This is a genomic window from Streptomyces sp. NPDC013317 (genome assembly GCF_055563155.1).
Map to the genome: position 1 here is coordinate 1 of NZ_JBVHDX010000004.1, position 15902 is coordinate 15902.

Sequence of the window (15902 nt, forward strand, 5' to 3'; positions counted from 1 at the left end):
CGTCGGCAGCCCCGTCGACGGGCCGCCGCGCTGGATGTCCACGATCAGCAGCGGCAGCTCCAGCGACACCGCCAGCCCGATCGTCTCCGACTTCAAAGCCACCCCCGGCCCCGAGGTGGTCGTCACCGCCAGCGAACCGCCGAACGCCGCCCCCAGCGCCGCCCCGATCCCGGCGATCTCGTCCTCCGCCTGGAACGTGCGCACACCGAAATTCTTGTGCCGCGACAGCTCGTGGAGGATGTCGGAGGCCGGAGTGATCGGATAAGAGCCCAGGTAGAGCGGCAGATCCGCCTGGCGGGCCGCGGCGATCAGACCGTAGGACAGGGCCAGGTTCCCGGAGATGTTGCGGTACGTGCCCGCCGGGAACGCCGTCGTCGCCGGAGCCACCTCGTAGGAGACGGCGAAGTCCTCCGTCGTCTCACCGAAGTTCCAGCCCGCCCGGAACGCCGCCACGTTCGCCTCGGCGATCTGCGGCTTCTTCGCGAACTTTTGCCGCAGGAACACCTCCGTGCCCTCCGTCGGCCGGTGATACATCCACGACAGAAGCCCGAGCGCGAACATGTTCTTCGACCGCTCGGCCTCCTTCCGCGACAGGCCGAACTCCTTCAGCGCCTCGATCGTCAGCGTCGTCAACGGCACCGGATGCACCCGGTAACCGTCCAGCGAACCGTCCTCCAGCGGCGACGTGTCATACCCGACCTTCGCCATCGCCCGCTTCGCGAACTCGTCCGTGTTCACGATGACCTCACCGCCCCGCGGCACATCACCGATGTTCGCCTTCAACGCGGCCGGGTTCATCGCGACCAGCACGTTCGGGGCATCCCCCGGCGTCAGAATGTCATGGTCGGCGAAATGCAACTGGAACGACGACACACCCGGCAGCGTCCCCGCAGGAGCCCGGATCTCAGCCGGGAAGTTCGGCAGCGTCGACAGATCGTTCCCGAACGACGCCGTCTCCGAGGTGAACCGGTCACCCGTGAGCTGCATACCGTCACCCGAATCACCCGCGAACCGGATGATCACCCGATCGAGCCGACGGACTTCCTTATCGTCGCCGTGGCGGGGCGCCGTCGGGGCGGCGCTGCGCTGCTCCCCGACCAGGGCCTCGCCGGCCTCGCTACTGACCTGGCTGGTCACTGAACTGGACCTCCCTCGCGGCAAGGGTCTCTCCGCCACAGGCGGGAGAAGGCTCGCGGGGCGGTCGGCGAACCGGCCGTCCCCGTGGCCCACCCTACGACGGCGAGGTGGCCCTCCCCGGGACTTCTCGCATCATGGACCTCGTTTTGAGATGCCTGTTTGCTATGAATCGTCACGTTCTGTCGCCCCCCAGATCTTTCCGGAAAGTCGCATTCCGTTCGTTCTTCGGTCCCGGGTCCCGACCCCGGCCCGCCATATCTGACAGAGTGTCAGATTGTCAGGAATTCAGGTAGGTCAACACCGCGAGCACCCGGCGATGATCGCCGTCGCTCGGGGACAGGCCCAGCTTCAGGAAGATGTTGCTGATGTGCTTCTCCACGGCGCCGTCGCTCACGACCAGCTGTTTCGCGATCGCGGAGTTGGTCCGCCCCTCGGCCATCAGGCCCAGGACCTCGCGTTCGCGCGGGGTCAGGTTCGCCAGGACGTCCTGCTTGCGGCTCCGGCCGAGCAGCTGCTGCACGACCTCCGGGTCCAGGGCCGTACCGCCCCGGGCCACCCGGACGACGGCGTCCACGAACTCGCGGACCTCGGCGACCCGGTCCTTGAGGAGATAGCCCACGCCCCGGCTGGATCCGGCCAGGAGTTCGGTGGCGTACTGCTCCTCCACGTACTGCGAAAGGACCAGGACCCCCACCCCGGGGTACTCCTTGCGCAGGCGCACCGCGGCCCGCACGCCCTCGTCCGTGTGGGTCGGGGGCATCCGGACGTCGGCCACGACCACGTCGGGCAGCTCGCCGTCGCCCGCGAGACCGGCGACGGTCTTGACCAGGGCTTCTCCGTCGCCCACCCCGGCGACGACCTCGTGCCCCCGGTCGGTCAGCAGCCGGGTCAGGCCCTCTCGGAGCAGCACTGAATCCTCGGCGATGACCACGCGCACTCTGTCCGCCACGTCTTCCACGACTCTGAAGCCCCCATGTTCCGATGTTCGATGCCTCCCAGCATCGCAGTAAGAGGGACGCGACGGGGCGGGGTCGGGTTCAGGTGTGTCAGGGGCGTGTCATGAGGCGACCCTGTGTGGCGTGATCTTTGTGCGGGGCTTGAGAGGGCCGTACGGACGTGGGAGCGCCGTGCGGGCCGGGCAGGGCTCATGCACCTGCCGGGCCGGGAAGGGCTCATGCACCTGCCGGGCCGGGCAGGCTCAGGCACCTGCCGGGCGGGGAAGGGCTCAGGCACCTGACTACGCACGCCAGGGGAGTTCCGCCGTGATCGTCGTCGGGCCGCCCGCGGGCGAGTCCACGGCGAGGATCCCGTCGACGGCGTCCAACCGCTCGGTGAGCCCGGCCAGCCCCCGGCCCGCGCCCGTGTCCGCGCCGCCGCGCCCGTCGTCCCGCACCTGGAGCAGCATCCGGTCGCCCGACCGCCACACGTCCACCCACGCCTGCCGGGCCCCGGAGTGCTTGGACACGTTCTGGAGCAGCTCGGACACGGTGAAGTACGCGATGCCCTCGATCGCCGGCACCGGCCGGGCCGGGAGGTCCACCTCGACGGAGACCGGCACGGTGCACCGCGCGGCGACCGCCGACAGGGCCGCGTCGAGACCGCGGTCGGTCAGGACGGCCGGGTGGATGCCGCGGGCAAGGTCGCGCAGCTCCTGCAGCGCCGTCTTCACCTCGCCGTGTGCCTCGTCCACCATGCGGGCCGCGGCCTGCGGGTCCTCCGCCAGCTTCTCCTTGGCCAGGCCCAGATCCATGGCGAGGGCGACGAGCCGGGCCTGTGCGCCGTCGTGCAGATCGCGTTCGATCCGGCGCAGATCGGCGGCGGCGGTGTCGACGACCACGCCCCGGTCCGTCTCCAGCTCCGTGACGCGCGTCGCGAGCCGCGAAGGACCGAGCAGCCCGGAGACCATCAGCCGGTCCACGGCGGCCAGCGACCGGATGATCCACGGCCCGGCGAGCACGGTGAGCAGCCCGATGGCGCTGGTGACGGCGATCTCGAAGGGGGAGTCCAGATAGAAGGCGTGCGTCCGGTCGCCGTACAGCTGGAGGCCGTCCTGCCCGGCGTACATCGGGAAGACCCACTGCCAGAGGGGGTACGTGAACAGGGCCCAGCCCGTCACCCAGACGGTCACCGAGACCGTGAAGGCGAAGATCGCCCACGGCATGTGCAGGAGCGCGTAGAGGAGGTGGCGCCAGGACGCGCCGCTCTTCAGCGTCGCCCCCATCCACGACATCGCCCCGCCGGTACGGCCCCTGGCGGGCTCCGGCGGTGCGACCTCCAGCCCGAGCAGTCCGCGCGCCCGGGCTCGCTCCACCGAGCCGAAGCCGCGGCACAGGGCGAGGGCGCCCGCGAGGACGGGGATGCCGAGGAAGGTGACGAGGAGCCCGGCGCCGGCCGAGACCAGGGCGATGGAGAGCGCGAAGTAGACGCAGCTCAGCGGCAGCCCGAGCACCAGATAACCGAACTCGCGCCAGGTGCGGGCCTCGAACGGCGCGCGGATCGCGGCGGGGAGGCGGTGGGAGGCCATCGCTGTTGTCCGTTCTGCTCGGGGAAAGGAGGGGAGTGGAAAGTGGGGGGAGGAGTACGACTCAAGGTTTCCGTGTGGACGCGCGCCGGACCATGAGGGAGGTGGGCGTCTCCGGAGGGGGGATTTCCCTACCTCGAGGGGCGACGGGGCGGCCCCTCGAGCGCGCGGGAGGCATACGGGGGCCGTGGTGAGGCGCACGGGGTGCAGACTTCGGCGGCCCGTCGGCGTACGCGGTCCGGCGGTCGCGGACCCCGAGGGCGCAGCCCGCCCCGCCCCCGCCCCGCCCCCGCCCCGGCTACGCGGGGAGCGGGCGGGCGCGCCACGGCAGTTCTGCCGTGACCGTCGTCGGGCCGCCCTCCGGCGAGTCGAGGACGAACAGACCGTCGACCGCCCCCAGCCGTTCCGCCAGCCCCGCCATCCCCGTGCCGCCGTCCAGCCGGGCGCCGCCCTGCCCGTCGTCCCGTACCTGGAGCAGCAGCCGGTCCTCGCGCCGCCACACCTCCACGGAGGCGGACCGCGCACGGGCGTGCTTGGAGACGTTCTGGAGCAGCTCGGACACGGTGAAGTACGCGATGCCCTCGATCGCCTCGGCCGGCCGCTCGGTCAGGTCGACCGTCACCTTCACCGGGACCGTGCAGCGCGCGGCGATCGACGAGAGCGCGGCGTCCAGGCCGCGGTCGGTCAGGACGGCCGGGTGGATGCCCCGGGCCAGGTCGCGCAGCTCCTGCAGCGCGAGCTTCACCTCGCCGTGCGCCTCGTCGACCATCGCGGCCGCCGCCTCCGGGTCCTCCAGGAGCTTCTCCTTCGCCAGACCGAGCCCCATCGCCAGGGCGACGAGCCGGGCCTGTGCGCCGTCGTGCAGATCGCGTTCGATCCGGCGCAGATCGGCGGCGGCGGTGTCGACGACCACGCCCCGGTCCGACTCCAGCTCGGCGATCCGCCGTTCCAGCTCGTCCGAGGGCGACAGCAGACCGCGGACCATGGCCCGGTCGGCGGTCGAAAGACCGCGGGCCACGAACGGCAGCAGGGGCCAGAGCACGATCAGCGAGACGAGGGTGACGGCGAAGGTCACGATGCCCCACGGCAGCCGGATGAAGCCGTACAGCATCGTCCGCCAGGCCACCGGGTCCTTCAGCGCCGTCCACAGCCAGGGAAAGAAGCCGTGCCGGCGAGGAAGCGGGCTGGGCTCGTCCACCCGTACACCGAGCAGCGCCCGGGCCCTCCTCCGCTCCGCCCGGCCCAGGCCGCGCGCCCCGGCGAGGCCGAGGGCCAGCAGCGGCAGGCCGACCACCGTGACGGCCAGGCCCACACCGACGGCGACCGCCACCACCACGTACACGAACCCGGCCACGGCGGCGAACAGATCGGTGAGGAGGAAGGAGATCTCCTTCCAGGTGTGCCGGCCGTAGGCGAAGCGCACGGGCGGCAGCGGGGTCTCGGTGTCGACGTTCATGGGGCAAGCGTGCCGGTCGGGGGGCTCGGCACGCCATGGGGTACGTCGGTGAAGGGGAGTAGGGATATCCCCACCGCTCACTCTGTGACACGACCGCTTACGGCGTCTTTAGCAGGGCCTAGACTCCCGTGCGTACAGACGATCGCCGAAACGGGCAAGGGAGCGAGGGGTGGACGTGCCGGATCCGACCGTACGGGCGGGACACGGACTCGCGGCGGACTACTTCCAGTCGTACTCCGTCGTCGGCCTGCTCGCCGTCGTCGGCGTGCTCTTCGTGGCCGTCGCGTTCGGCGCGGGCCGGCTGCTGAGGCCCGTCGTGCCGACGCCGGAGAAGCTGCTGACGTACGAGTGCGGTGTGGACCCGGTGGGGGAGGGCTGGGCGCACACCCAGGTCCGCTACTACGTGTACGCGTTCCTCTACGTGATCTTCGCCGTCGACTCGATCTTCCTCTTCCCGTGGGCGACGGTGTTCGCCGCGCCCGGTTACGGCGGGACGACGCTGGTCGAGATGTTCATCTTCCTCGGCTTCCTGGCCGTGGGACTGCTCTACGCGTACAAGAAGGGCGTCCTGACATGGACGTGACCCCGACCCCGCTGCCGGATCCGACGCCGCTGCCGGCTCCCAAGCTCGGCCCGCTCGCGCGGCTGGCGCCCGAGCCGATGAAGGTGGTCCTGAACTGGGGCCGCCGCTACAGCCTCTGGGTCTTCAACTTCGGCCTCGCCTGCTGCGCGATCGAGTTCATCGCCGCGTCGATGGCCCGCCACGACTTCATCCGGCTCGGCGTGATCCCCTTCGCGCCGGGGCCGCGCCAGGCCGACCTGATGATCGTCTCGGGCACGGTGACGGACAAGATGGCGCCGGCGGTGAAGCGGCTGTACGAGCAGATGCCGGAGCCCAAGTACGTCATCTCCTTCGGCGCCTGCTCGAACTGCGGCGGCCCGTACTGGGACTCGTACTCGGTGACGAAGGGCGTCGACCAGATCATCCCCGTCGACGTCTACGTGCCGGGCTGCCCGCCGCGCCCCGAGGCGCTGCTGCAGGGGATCCTCAAGCTCCAGGAGAAGATCGCGCGCGAGTCGCTGGCGGCGCGCTACTCGGGCCCGTCCGTCGGGCAGCTGACGAGCGGTCTGGTGACGCCGCCGAAGCCGGGCGGTGAGGCGAAGTGAACGCGAACGCGTACGACTCCCTCCCGGAGGCCGTGACCGAGGTCTTCGGCGATGAGGCGACCGCTCTGCGGGCGTACGACCTGCTGACGGTGGACGTCCCGGTCGGCTCGTGGATCGCCGCGCTGGAGATCGCGCGGGACAAGCTGGGCTGCACGTACTTCGACTGGCTGAGCGCGGTGGACGAGCCGGGCGTCGGCTTCCGGGTGTGCGCGCACGTGGTCGCGCTGGAGGGCGGCGCGGTGCGCCGGCTGCTGGTGCGGACGACGGTGAGCCACGAGTCTCCGGTGCTGGCGACGGCCGTTCCCGTGTACGCGGGTGCGGAGTGGCACGAGCGGGAGACGCACGAGATGTTCGGCGTCGAGTTCACGGACCACCCGAACCTCGTACCGCTGCTCCTGCCGGAGAACTTCGAGGGTCACCCGCTGCGGAAGGACTTCGTCCTTGCGGCGCGGGTCGTGAAGGCGTGGCCGGGGGCGAAGGAGCCGGGCGAGTCGGAGCACGGCGGGCCGAAGCGGCGTCAGATGCTGCCGCCGGGCGTTCCCGACCCCAACGACTGGGGCCCGATGAAGGGCCAGCTCCCGCCCGCTCCGGCCCGCCCCGCCCGAGGCGCGGCGGCCGCGGGCGACCGCCCCGCGCGCCGTACGCGCACGACGGCGGAGGGCTCGGCGACCCAGCCGGAAGCGGCGGAGGCCCCCGCGCGCCCGCCGAGGCGCACGCGGAGCGTGTCGGAAGGCTCGGCGAGCCAGACGGAAGCCGTGGAGGCACGTCCGCCGAGGCGCACGAGGAGCGCCTCCGAAGGCTCGGCGAGCCAGGCGGCCGAGGACTCGGCACCCCGGCAGGAGGCTGCGGACGCCCCGGAGCGCCCGGCGAGGCGCGCCCGCAGCGCGGCCGAGGGTTCGGCGAGCCAGGCGGCTCCGCCCCCGGCGCCGTCGCGCCCCCGAAGCTCGGACGCCCCCTGGCACCACGCCCGCCCGGCCTTCGACCCGGAAACGACGAAGCCCCCGGCACCCGAACGGGCCCCGGCCTCCGAGGCGGAGTCCGAGCCGAAGGCGGACCCGGCTCCGGAGTCCGGTCCCGACCCGAAGGCCGGGCCCGCGCCCGAAGGCGGAACCGCGCCGGAGGCTGGACAGGCCCCCGAGTCCGGGCCTGCGCCCGAGTCCGGGCCTGCGCCCGAGTCCGGGCCTGCGCCCGCGGCGGAACCCGAGCCCGGAGCCCGGCCTGCGCCGGAAGCCGCACCCGCTCCGGAGGCCGATGCGGCCCCCGGAGCGACCCCGGCTACCGGCCCTGCCCCCGAACGCGGACCCGCCCCCGGGCCCGAGGCCGGACCCGCGCACGAAGGCGCGCCCGCGCCGGAGGCGGGACAGGACTCCGAGGCGGAGCCTGCGCCCGAGGCGGAAGCCGGACGTACCGACCATCCCACCACCCCCGACGGAGGCGAATCCGCGTGAACGACGCACTCGACGTCGCCCTGCGGCTGCTCGTCGTCTTCGCCGTGTTCCTCGTGCTGCCCCTCGTCATCGGGCAGACCGAGCACAAGGTCATGGCCCATATGCAGGGCCGCCTCGGGCCCATGTACGCCGGTGGTTTCCACGGGTGGGCCCAGCTCGTCGCCGACGGGGTCAAGTTCGCGCAGAAGGAGGACGTGGTCCCGGCCGACGCCGACCGCCGCGTCTTCCAGCTCGCCCCCGCCGTCGCCCTCCTCCCGTACCTCCTCGTCCTCGTGGCCATCCCCATCGGCCCGGGCGAGGGCGCCGTCGGGGAGGTCGTCGACGCCGGCATCTTCTTCGTCCTGGCCGTCATGGGCGTCGGCGTCCTCGGCAGCCTCATGGCGGGCTGGGCGTCCGCCAACAAGTTCTCCCTGCTCGGCGGCCTCCGCACCGCCGCGCAGCTGCTCGCCTACGAGCTCCCGATGCTCCTCGCCGCCGCCTCCGTCGCGATGGCCGCCGGCACCGTCTCCCTCCCCGGCATCCTCAACGCCTTCGAGTGGTGGTGGCTGCCCTGGCAGATCGTCGGCGCGATCGTCTTCTTCGTCGCCGGCCTCGCCGAGCTCCAGCGCCCGCCGTTCGACATGCCCGTCGCCGACTCCGAGATCATCTTCGGCGCGTACACCGAGTACACCGGCCTCCGCTTCGCGCTCTTCCTGCTCGCCGAGTACGCCGGCATCGTCGTCCTCTGCGGGCTCACCACCGTCCTCTTCCTCGGCGGCTGGCACGGCCCCTTCGGCGCCGACGGCCTCGGCTGGGTCTGGACCCTGCTCAAGACCGCGGTCCTCGCCTTCGTCGTCATCTGGCTCCGCGTCAGCTACCCCCGGCTCCGCGAGGACCAGCTGCAGAAGCTCGCCTGGACCACCCTCGTCCCGCTCGCCCTCGCGCAGATCGCGCTCACCGGCATCGTGAAGGTGGCGATCCAGTAATGCCCATTCCCGGATCCGGCCTCGCCAAGGGCCTCGCCGTCACCCTCCGCACGATGACGAAGAAGACCGTCACCGCGCAGTACCCGGACAAGCAGCCCGAACTCCCGCCGCGCACCCGCGGTGTCATCGGGCTCTTCGAGGAGAACTGCACCGTCTGCATGCTCTGCGCCCGAGAGTGCCCCGACTGGTGCATCTACATCGACTCCCACAAGGAGACGGTGCCCGCCGCCACTCCCGGCGGCCGTGAGCGCTCCCGCAACGTCCTCGACCGCTTCGCCATCGACTTCGCCCTCTGCATGTACTGCGGTATCTGCATCGAGGTCTGCCCGTTCGACGCACTGTTCTGGTCGCCCGAGTTCGAGTACGCGGAGACGGACATCCACGAACTCACCCACGAGCGCGACAAGCTCCGCGAGTGGATGTGGACGGTCCCCGAACCGCCCGCGCTCGACCCGGGCGCGGAGGAGCCGAAGGAGATCGCCGCGGCGCGCAAGGCCGTGGAGAAGGCCGCCACCGCGGCAGCCGCCGCCCAGGCACAGGCCCAGGCCGAAGCCCAGGCGCAGGCCCAGGCCGAAGGAGACCAGGCCGAGGGGGACCAGCAGTGAACCTCGCCGCCTCCCACCCCGGCTTCCTCTCGCCCTCCGGCGTCGAGATCGCCTTCCTCCTCGTCGGTCTCGTGACCCTCGGCGCCGCCGTCGTGAGCGTCACCACCCGCCAACTCGTGCACGCCGCGCTCTGGCTGGTCGTGGCGCTCGGCGGGCTCGCCGTCGAGTACCTCCTGCTCACCGCGGAGTTCATCGCCTGGGTCCAGGTGCTGATCTACGTCGGCTCCGTCGTCGTCCTCCTCCTCTTCGGGCTCATGCTCACCAAGGCCCCCATCGGCCGCTCCCCGGACGCCGACTCGGGCAACCGCCCGGTCGCCCTCGCGGTCGCGCTCGCCGCGGCCGCGGCGCTCGTCTGGGTGGTCGTCGACGCGTTCCGTCAGACCTGGATCGAGCTCGACGGCCCCGCCCAGGGCTCCACCGAGGTGTCCGGCGAGATCCTCTTCCGGCACTGGGTGCTGCCCTTCGAGGCGCTCTCCGTCCTGCTGCTCGCCGCGCTGGTCGGCGCGATCGTCCTGTCCCGCAAGAACGCCAAGGAGGCCCGGGACTGATGCATCTCGCCTACCCCGCCGTCCTCGCCGCCCTGCTCTTCTGCGTCGGCCTGTACGGCGTCCTCGCCCGCCGCAACGCGATCCTGGTCCTGATGTCCGTCGAGCTGATGCTCAACGCCGTCAACCTCAACCTGGTCGCGTTCGACGTCTGGCTCCGCGACACCCTGCACGCCGGGCAGGCGCTCACCCTCTTCACCATCGCCATCGCCGCCGCGGAGATCGGCATCGGTCTCGCGATCGTCCTGATGGTCTACCGCAACCGCGGCACCTCGGACGTCGACCGCATGCGCGACAACGCCGAGCCCCACGGCGCGGGGACCGACGGCGCGGCGACCGACGACGCCGAGCCCCGGACCACCGGGACCGACGAGAAGGCCGAGGCCACCGCGTGACCACCACGACCCTCGCCGTCCTCGTCCCCCTCCTTCCCTTCCTCGGCTCCGTAGCCGGTCTGCTCCTCGGCAGGAAGGCCCCCGGCTTCGTCCGCCCCCTCGCCGTGCTCCCGGCGCTCCTCGCCGCCGCGCTGGCCGCCGTGGTCGCCGTCCGGCAGGGCGGCGGGCCGACGATCGAGGCCTCCACCCAGCTCACCCCCACCGGCTCGGTCCCCATCGACCTGGCGCTGTACATCGACGGCTTCGCCGCCCTCGTCGCCGTGGTCGTCGGGGTGGTCGCCACCTGCGTGCAGATCTACTCGACCGGCTATCTCCGCGACGACCCGCGCTACCCCTCGTACGCGGCGCTCGTCTCCCTCTTCACCTCCGCGATGCTGCTCGTCGTCTACTCCGGCGACCTGATGGTGCTCCTGGTCGGCTGGGAGATCATGGGCATCTGCTCGTATTTCCTCGTCGGCCACTACTGGGAGACCCCCGAGGCGCGGGCCGCCTCCCTCAAGGCCTTCCTCGTCACCAAGCTCGGTGACGTCCCCTTCCTGATCGGCCTCTTCGCGCTCGCCACGGACGCGGGCACGTTCCGGATCGACGGGATCCTCGGTGCCGTCGCGGCCGGGGGGCTGGACCACCCCACCCTCGTCGCGCTGCTGCTGCTCGCCGGTGTGGCGGGCAAGTCGGCGCAGTTCCCGCTGCACACCTGGCTCCCCGACGCGATGGCCGGCCCCACGCCCGTCTCCGCGCTCATCCACGCGGCGACGATGGTCGCCGCCGGCATCTACTTCGTGGCCCGCCTGCTGCCCGTCTTCGCGTCGTCCGCGGCCGCGCTGACCGTGCTCGCCGTGATGGCCGCCGTCACGATGGTCGGCTCGGGGCTCGCCGCGCTCGCCCAGGACGACATCAAGCGCGTCCTCGCCTACTCGACGATCGGTCAGCTCGGCTACATGGCCGGTGCCCTGGCCGTCGGCGACCGCGGCGCGGCCGTCTTCCACCTCATGTCCCACGGCGCGTTCAAGGCGCTCCTCTTCCTCGCCGCCGGCACGATCATCCACGCCGCCGGTACGAACTCGCTCTCCGCGATGTCCCGGATGAGCGGCCTGACGAAGCGGGTCCCCGACGCGTTCTGGACGATGACCGTCGCCCTCCTCGCGCTCGCCGCCCTGCCGCCGTTCGCCGGCTTCTTCTCCAAGGAAGCCGTCCTCGTGGCCGCCGAGCACACCGCCCTCGGCGACCGGACCGTCGCACCCGCCGGGGCCGGCTGGACCGTCCTCGTGGCGGGCCTGCTCACCGCCCTCCTCACGGCCGCCTACGCGACCCGGCTCTGGCTGCTCGCCTTCCGGGGCCGCGGCGCCGAGGCCCCGGACCACGGACGCCAGCCGATCGCCATGACCTCCGTCCTCTGGGTGCTGGCCATCCCCTCCCTCGGTTTCGGTCTGAGCGTCACGTACCTCGACGACTGGTTCGACGGGCACGCGCTCTCCCCGACCGTCACCACCGCCGTCCTCGGCACCGGCATCGCCGTGATCGGCGCGGCCGTCACCTACGCCGTCTGGCGCACGCTCGCCGCGAAGGCGGCCGCCTCCCCCGTCAGGACACCCGCCGCCGCGCACGTCGCCCACCCCGACGCCGAGGCCGGCACGGTCGAGGCGGAGGCCCTGCACCTGCCGCACCCCGCCGAGGACCCGGCCGACCCCGGCCGCGCCCTGCTCGGCCCGCTGCACCGCCCCGCGGCCGCGGGCTTCCACGTCGACGCCCTCTACAGCGCCGTGTTCGTCCGCCCCGTCCTCGCCGCCGCCTCCCTGGTCCGCTTCCTGGACCGCGAGGTCGTCGACACGTACGTGCGGGGCGCGGGCACCGGCACCCGATGGCTCGGCTGGCTCGTCCGCCGCGCCCAGACCGGCAACGTGCAGACCTACCTGAGCGCCCTGCTCGCCGGCTCCGTCGTCCTGGCGATCGCCGCCGTACTCGTCGCCGTCGCGGGAGCGTGAGACGTGATCGATATCAGCGAATCCGTGATGCAGTTCCTTCTCGCGTTGATCGTCGCCGGACCGCTCGTCGGCGCCGTCGCCGCTCTCCTGCCGCCCCCGCCCGGGCTGAAGGGGACGTCACCCGACCAGGCCGTGCTGCGCCACGGCGTGATCGTCACCGGAGCCGTCCTCGCCGCCGCGATCGTCCTCACGCTCGGCTTCGACCACGACAACCCGTCGAGGATCCAGGCGAGCACGGACGTGCCGTGGATCCCGGCACTCGACGTACGCCTCCACCTCGGTGTCGACGGCATCTCCCTCCCCCTCCTGGTCATGACCGCGCTGCTGACCTTCCTCTGCGCGCTCTACAGCTACTTCAAGATGCCGAGCGGCCCTTCCCCCAAGGGCTTCGTGGCGCTCCTCCTCGTCCTCGAGTCCGGCACCCTCGCGACCTTCGCCGTCCTCGACCTGATCCTGTTCTTCCTGGCCTTCGAGATGGTCCTCATCCCGATGTACTTCCTCATCGCCCGCTGGGGCGGTGCCGGAAGGCAGGCCGCCGCATGGAAGTTCATCCTCTACACGCTGCTCGGATCCGTCGTCATGCTGCTCGGCCTGCTCCTCGTGGGACTGAAGGCGGGCACGTTCGACATGGTGGCGCTCGCCACTGACAACGGCCGTGGACTGACCATGTCCGTGCAGGTCATCGCCGTTCTCGCGATCGGCGTCGGGCTCGCGGTGAAGACCCCGATGTGGCCGCTGCACAGCTGGCTGCCGGACGCCCACACCGCCGCCCCCACGGTCGGCTCGGTCCTCCTCGCCGGCGTGCTGCTGAAGATGGGCACGTACGGGTTCGTACGGATCCTCCTGCCGATCACCCCCGACGGCATGCGGACCTTCGCCCCCTACCTCGCCGCCTTCGCCGTCGTCGGCATCGTCTACGGGTCCCTCGCCTGCCTCGCCCTCACGCGCCCCGGCACCAACGGCGACCTCAAGCGCCTGATCGCGTACTCCTCCGTCGGCCATATGGGCTTCGTGCTCCTCGGCATCGCGACGATGACCCCCACCGGCGTCAACGGCGCGCTCTTCGCCAACATCGCCCACGGGCTCATCACCGGCCTGCTGTTCTTCCTCGTCGGCGCGTTGAAGGACCGGTACGGGACCGCCGACCTCGACACCCTCGCCGGCGCCACCGGCGCGGCCCTCTACGGCCGGGCCCCGCGCCTGGGCGGGCTGCTCGCCTTCGCCGCCGTCGCCTCCCTCGGACTGCCCGGCCTGGCCGGCTTCTGGGGCGAGATGCTGGCCCTGTTCGCCGCCTTCGAACCGGCCGCGGGCCTCAGCCGCCCCGCGTTCCTCACCTTCATGGCGATCGGCGCCTTCGGCACCCTCCTCACGGCCGCGTACCTCCTCGTCGTCGTCCGCCGGGTCTGCATGGGCGGCCCCCGCCCGAGCGGGGAGGGCACGATCGCCGACGTCCAGGGGTACGAGTTCGCCGCGTGGACCCCGCTCGTCGCCCTCACCGTCCTCGCCGGACTGTGGCCCGCGGTTCTCCTCGGCCTCACCGACCCGGCCGTGCAGCAGCTCCTCGCGGGAGGAAACTCGTGACCCCCACGACCCTCGTCCAGTCCGTCGACTGGCTCGCGATCGCGCCGCCCACCCTCACCGCCCTGGTCGCCCTGGCCGTGCTGGTCGCGGACCTCTTCGTACCCGAGCGGCACAAGCAGCTCCTCGGCTGGACCGCGATCGGCGGACTCGCCGCCGCGATGGCGCTGCTCATCCCGCTGCGCGCCGGCGACCGCTCGACGTTCTGCCTCACCACCGAGCCGGCCGCGACCGCCGCGTGCAGCTACACCGCCGACCGGTTCACGCTGGTCATCCAGTTCCTGGTGCTCGGCGGCGCGCTCCTCACCGCCCTGCTCTCCCTCGCCGACACCCGCGACAAGCTCCCGCCGGGGGAGTACTGGTTCCTGCTGCTCTCCTCCGCCGCGGGCGCGGCCCTGCTGCCCGCCTCCCGCGACCTGGCGACCCTCGTCGTCGCCCTCGAAGTGGCCTCGCTGCCCGCCTTCGCGCTCGTGGGTCTGCGCCGTGGCGACCGGCGGTCCAGCGAGGCGGCGCTGAAGTTCTTCCTCTCCTCGGTCACCGCGACCGCCGTCACCCTGCTCGGCGTCAGCTTCGTGTACGGGGCTACCGGCACCCTCCACCTCACCGAGGTCGCCCAGCGCCTCGACGACGTCCCCGGCCAGCTTCAGACCCTCGCCCAGGCGGGCGTGGCCCTCACGCTCGTCGGTTTCGCCTTCAAGACGGCCGCCGTCCCCTTCCACTTCTGGGTCCCCGAGACCTACATCGGTGCCCCGCTGCCCGTCGCCGGCTACCTCTCGGTCGTCGGCAAGGCCGTCGGCTTCACCGGCCTGATCCTGGTCACGGTCGTCGCCTTCCCCTCGTACGCGGACATCTGGGGTCCGGCGCTGGCGGTGCTCGCCGCGCTGACCATGACGGTCGGCAACGTGGGCGCCCTGCGGCAGGTCTCCACGCGCGCGTGGAGCGCGGTCCGGCTGCTCGCCTGGTCCTCGGTGGCCCAGGCCGGCTACCTCCTGGTCCCGATCGCCGCCGCCGCGTACTCCAGCGACGACCAGATCGGCGCCACCGTCGCGTACGCCCTGATGTACGCCGTCGTGAACCTCGGTGCCTTCGCGGTCGCCGCCCTGGTCGCGCGCACGCACCCGAAGAACCGGATCGCCGACTACCGCGGTCTGTACGCGGCCAGTCCGCTGCTCGCGCTCGCGATGGGCTTCTTCCTGCTCAACCTGGCCGGGCTTCCCCCGGGCGTCATCGGCCTCTTCGCCAAGGTCACCGTCTTCTCGGCGGCGGTCGACGCGGGCCTCGGCTGGCTCGCCGTGGTCATGGGCGTGAACGTCGTCATCGGCCTCTACTACTACCTGCGGTGGACCGGACTGCTCTTCCGGGAGCCCATGGGAGAATCGGTCGACGAGCCGGCGGGCGGGCGCGCGGGCGAGCCGGCCCACGCGCGCGGGCCCGCCGCGATCACCCTGGCGATCGTCCTGGCGGCCGTCGTCGGCGTCGTGCTGTCGGGCTACCCGCAGTTCGCGCTGCGCTTCGCGGCCACCACGCTCTTCTGACCCCCCGAGGTCCGCCCGTCACCCTCCCACGCCCCCACACAGAGAAACGCACCAAGGAGCTTCACCCGTGCTGAACGGTTTCAAGGACTTCATACTCCGCGGCAACATCATCTCGATGGCCATCGGGCTGGCCGTCGGATCGGCGTTCACCGCCGTTGTGACCGGCTTCAGCAAGGCGTTCATCACTCCGCTCATCGGTCTCGCCACCGGCTCGGTCGGTGACTTCAGCGAGGCGAAGTTCACCGTCGGCAAGACGATCTTCCCCTACGGTCTGGCCATCGCCGCGACCATCGCGTTCATGATCACCGCCGCCGTGCTCTACTTCCTCATCGTCCTCCCCATGGCGAAGGTCCAGGCGAGGTTCATCAAGGAGGCGGCGGACGCGAAGGCGGAGAAGCGCGACTGCCCCCGCTGCTTCTCCGAGATCCCGGCCATCGCCACCCGCTGCGCCCACTGCACCAGCGAGATCGAGCCCGCGGCGGGCGCGCTCGTGCAGGCCGGCCTTCCGGCCGCCCGCTGACCGCCGCCGGATCACCCGTACGGCTCACACCGCCCCCCTGCGAGGGCA

At 72.0% G+C, this 15902-nt stretch carries 15 protein-coding genes; 11 read left to right on the plus strand and 4 right to left on the minus strand.

What is annotated here, in order from left to right; translation table 11 throughout:
• The 4 genes from ACZ3IJ_RS12545 to ACZ3IJ_RS12560 all read right to left on the minus strand — a co-directional run.
• A partial coding sequence (locus ACZ3IJ_RS12545) for a 2-oxoacid:acceptor oxidoreductase family protein (RefSeq protein WP_467467679.1) occupies positions 1 to 1137 on the minus strand: 1137 nt, incomplete at its 3' end.
• A 277-nt stretch (positions 1138 to 1414) separates the two neighbouring features.
• Positions 1415 to 2074: a LuxR C-terminal-related transcriptional regulator gene (locus ACZ3IJ_RS12550; protein WP_391799043.1), complete on the minus strand. Its 660-nt coding sequence runs from the start codon at positions 2072 to 2074 to the stop codon at positions 1415 to 1417.
• Between the two features lie 300 nt (positions 2075 to 2374).
• On the minus strand, positions 2375 to 3661 hold the full coding sequence (locus tag ACZ3IJ_RS12555; protein ID WP_467467680.1) for a sensor histidine kinase: 1287 nt from the start codon (positions 3659 to 3661) through the stop codon (positions 2375 to 2377).
• A 295-nt stretch (positions 3662 to 3956) separates the two neighbouring features.
• A complete protein-coding gene (locus tag ACZ3IJ_RS12560; protein ID WP_467467681.1) occupies positions 3957 to 5114 on the minus strand; it encodes a sensor histidine kinase in 1158 nt (385 codons plus the stop codon).
• A gap of 175 nt (positions 5115 to 5289) precedes the next feature.
• On the opposite strand from ACZ3IJ_RS12560, the gene ACZ3IJ_RS12565 reads away from it, so the two are divergent.
• The 11 genes from ACZ3IJ_RS12565 to ACZ3IJ_RS12615 all read left to right on the plus strand — a co-directional run bounded on the left by ACZ3IJ_RS12565 (position 5290) and on the right by ACZ3IJ_RS12615 (position 15854).
• Positions 5290 to 5697 (plus strand): NADH-quinone oxidoreductase subunit A, encoded by a 408-nt coding sequence (locus ACZ3IJ_RS12565; protein ID WP_352188433.1) that lies wholly within the window; start codon positions 5290 to 5292, stop codon positions 5695 to 5697.
• On the plus strand, positions 5688 to 6281 hold the full coding sequence (locus ACZ3IJ_RS12570; RefSeq protein ID WP_391799023.1) for an NADH-quinone oxidoreductase subunit B: 594 nt from the start codon (positions 5688 to 5690) through the stop codon (positions 6279 to 6281). The genes ACZ3IJ_RS12565 and ACZ3IJ_RS12570 overlap by 10 nt, the downstream gene beginning before the upstream one ends.
• The gene (locus tag ACZ3IJ_RS12575; RefSeq protein ID WP_467467682.1) at positions 6278 to 7729 is read left to right on the plus strand and encodes an NADH-quinone oxidoreductase subunit C; all 1452 of its coding nucleotides are present in this window, start codon (positions 6278 to 6280) and stop codon (positions 7727 to 7729) included. The genes ACZ3IJ_RS12570 and ACZ3IJ_RS12575 overlap by 4 nt, the downstream gene beginning before the upstream one ends.
• Positions 7726 to 8694, plus strand: a complete 969-nt coding sequence (locus ACZ3IJ_RS12580; RefSeq protein WP_467467683.1) for a complex I subunit 1/NuoH family protein — start codon at positions 7726 to 7728, stop codon at positions 8692 to 8694. Before ACZ3IJ_RS12575 ends, ACZ3IJ_RS12580 begins: the two co-directional genes overlap by 4 nt.
• A complete protein-coding gene (locus ACZ3IJ_RS12585; RefSeq protein ID WP_467467684.1) occupies positions 8694 to 9299 on the plus strand; it encodes a NuoI/complex I 23 kDa subunit family protein in 606 nt (201 codons plus the stop codon). Before ACZ3IJ_RS12580 ends, ACZ3IJ_RS12585 begins: the two co-directional genes overlap by 1 nt.
• On the plus strand, positions 9296 to 9847 hold the full coding sequence (locus ACZ3IJ_RS12590; RefSeq protein WP_467467685.1) for an NADH-quinone oxidoreductase subunit J family protein: 552 nt from the start codon (positions 9296 to 9298) through the stop codon (positions 9845 to 9847). Before ACZ3IJ_RS12585 ends, ACZ3IJ_RS12590 begins: the two co-directional genes overlap by 4 nt.
• Positions 9847 to 10239 (plus strand): NADH-quinone oxidoreductase subunit NuoK, encoded by a 393-nt coding sequence (nuoK, locus tag ACZ3IJ_RS12595; RefSeq protein ID WP_391799018.1) that lies wholly within the window; start codon positions 9847 to 9849, stop codon positions 10237 to 10239. Before ACZ3IJ_RS12590 ends, nuoK begins: the two co-directional genes overlap by 1 nt.
• On the plus strand, positions 10236 to 12221 hold the full coding sequence (locus ACZ3IJ_RS12600) for an NADH-quinone oxidoreductase subunit 5 family protein (protein WP_467467686.1): 1986 nt from the start codon (positions 10236 to 10238) through the stop codon (positions 12219 to 12221). Before nuoK ends, ACZ3IJ_RS12600 begins: the two co-directional genes overlap by 4 nt.
• Positions 12222 to 12248: 27 nt before the next feature.
• A complete protein-coding gene (locus ACZ3IJ_RS12605; protein ID WP_467468380.1) occupies positions 12249 to 13802 on the plus strand; it encodes a complex I subunit 4 family protein in 1554 nt (517 codons plus the stop codon).
• Positions 13799 to 15334 carry an NADH-quinone oxidoreductase subunit N gene (locus ACZ3IJ_RS12610; protein WP_467467687.1) on the plus strand — a complete coding sequence of 512 codons (1536 nt, stop codon included), beginning with the start codon at positions 13799 to 13801 and terminating at the stop codon, positions 15332 to 15334. Before ACZ3IJ_RS12605 ends, ACZ3IJ_RS12610 begins: the two co-directional genes overlap by 4 nt.
• 67 nt (positions 15335 to 15401) lie before the next feature.
• Positions 15402 to 15854 carry an MscL family protein gene (locus tag ACZ3IJ_RS12615; RefSeq protein WP_467467688.1) on the plus strand — a complete coding sequence of 151 codons (453 nt, stop codon included), beginning with the start codon at positions 15402 to 15404 and terminating at the stop codon, positions 15852 to 15854.
• The last annotated feature ends 48 nt before the right edge of the window (positions 15855 to 15902 follow it).

Bases quoted from the DNA above. Each gene is read 5' to 3' on its own strand.
- ACZ3IJ_RS12555 (WP_467467680.1), bottom strand. From the start codon at position 3,661: ATGGCCTCCCACCGCCTCCCCGCCGCGATCCGCGCGCCGTTCGAGGCC.
- ACZ3IJ_RS12560 (WP_467467681.1), bottom strand. From the start codon at position 5,114: ATGAACGTCGACACCGAGACCCCGCTGCCGCCCGTGCGCTTCGCCTAC.
- ACZ3IJ_RS12570 (WP_391799023.1), top strand. From the start codon at position 5,688: ATGGACGTGACCCCGACCCCGCTGCCGGATCCGACGCCGCTGCCGGCT.
- ACZ3IJ_RS12585 (WP_467467684.1), top strand. From the start codon at position 8,694: ATGCCCATTCCCGGATCCGGCCTCGCCAAGGGCCTCGCCGTCACCCTC.
- nuoK (WP_391799018.1), top strand. From the start codon at position 9,847: ATGCATCTCGCCTACCCCGCCGTCCTCGCCGCCCTGCTCTTCTGCGTC.
- ACZ3IJ_RS12605 (WP_467468380.1), top strand. From the start codon at position 12,249: ATGCAGTTCCTTCTCGCGTTGATCGTCGCCGGACCGCTCGTCGGCGCC.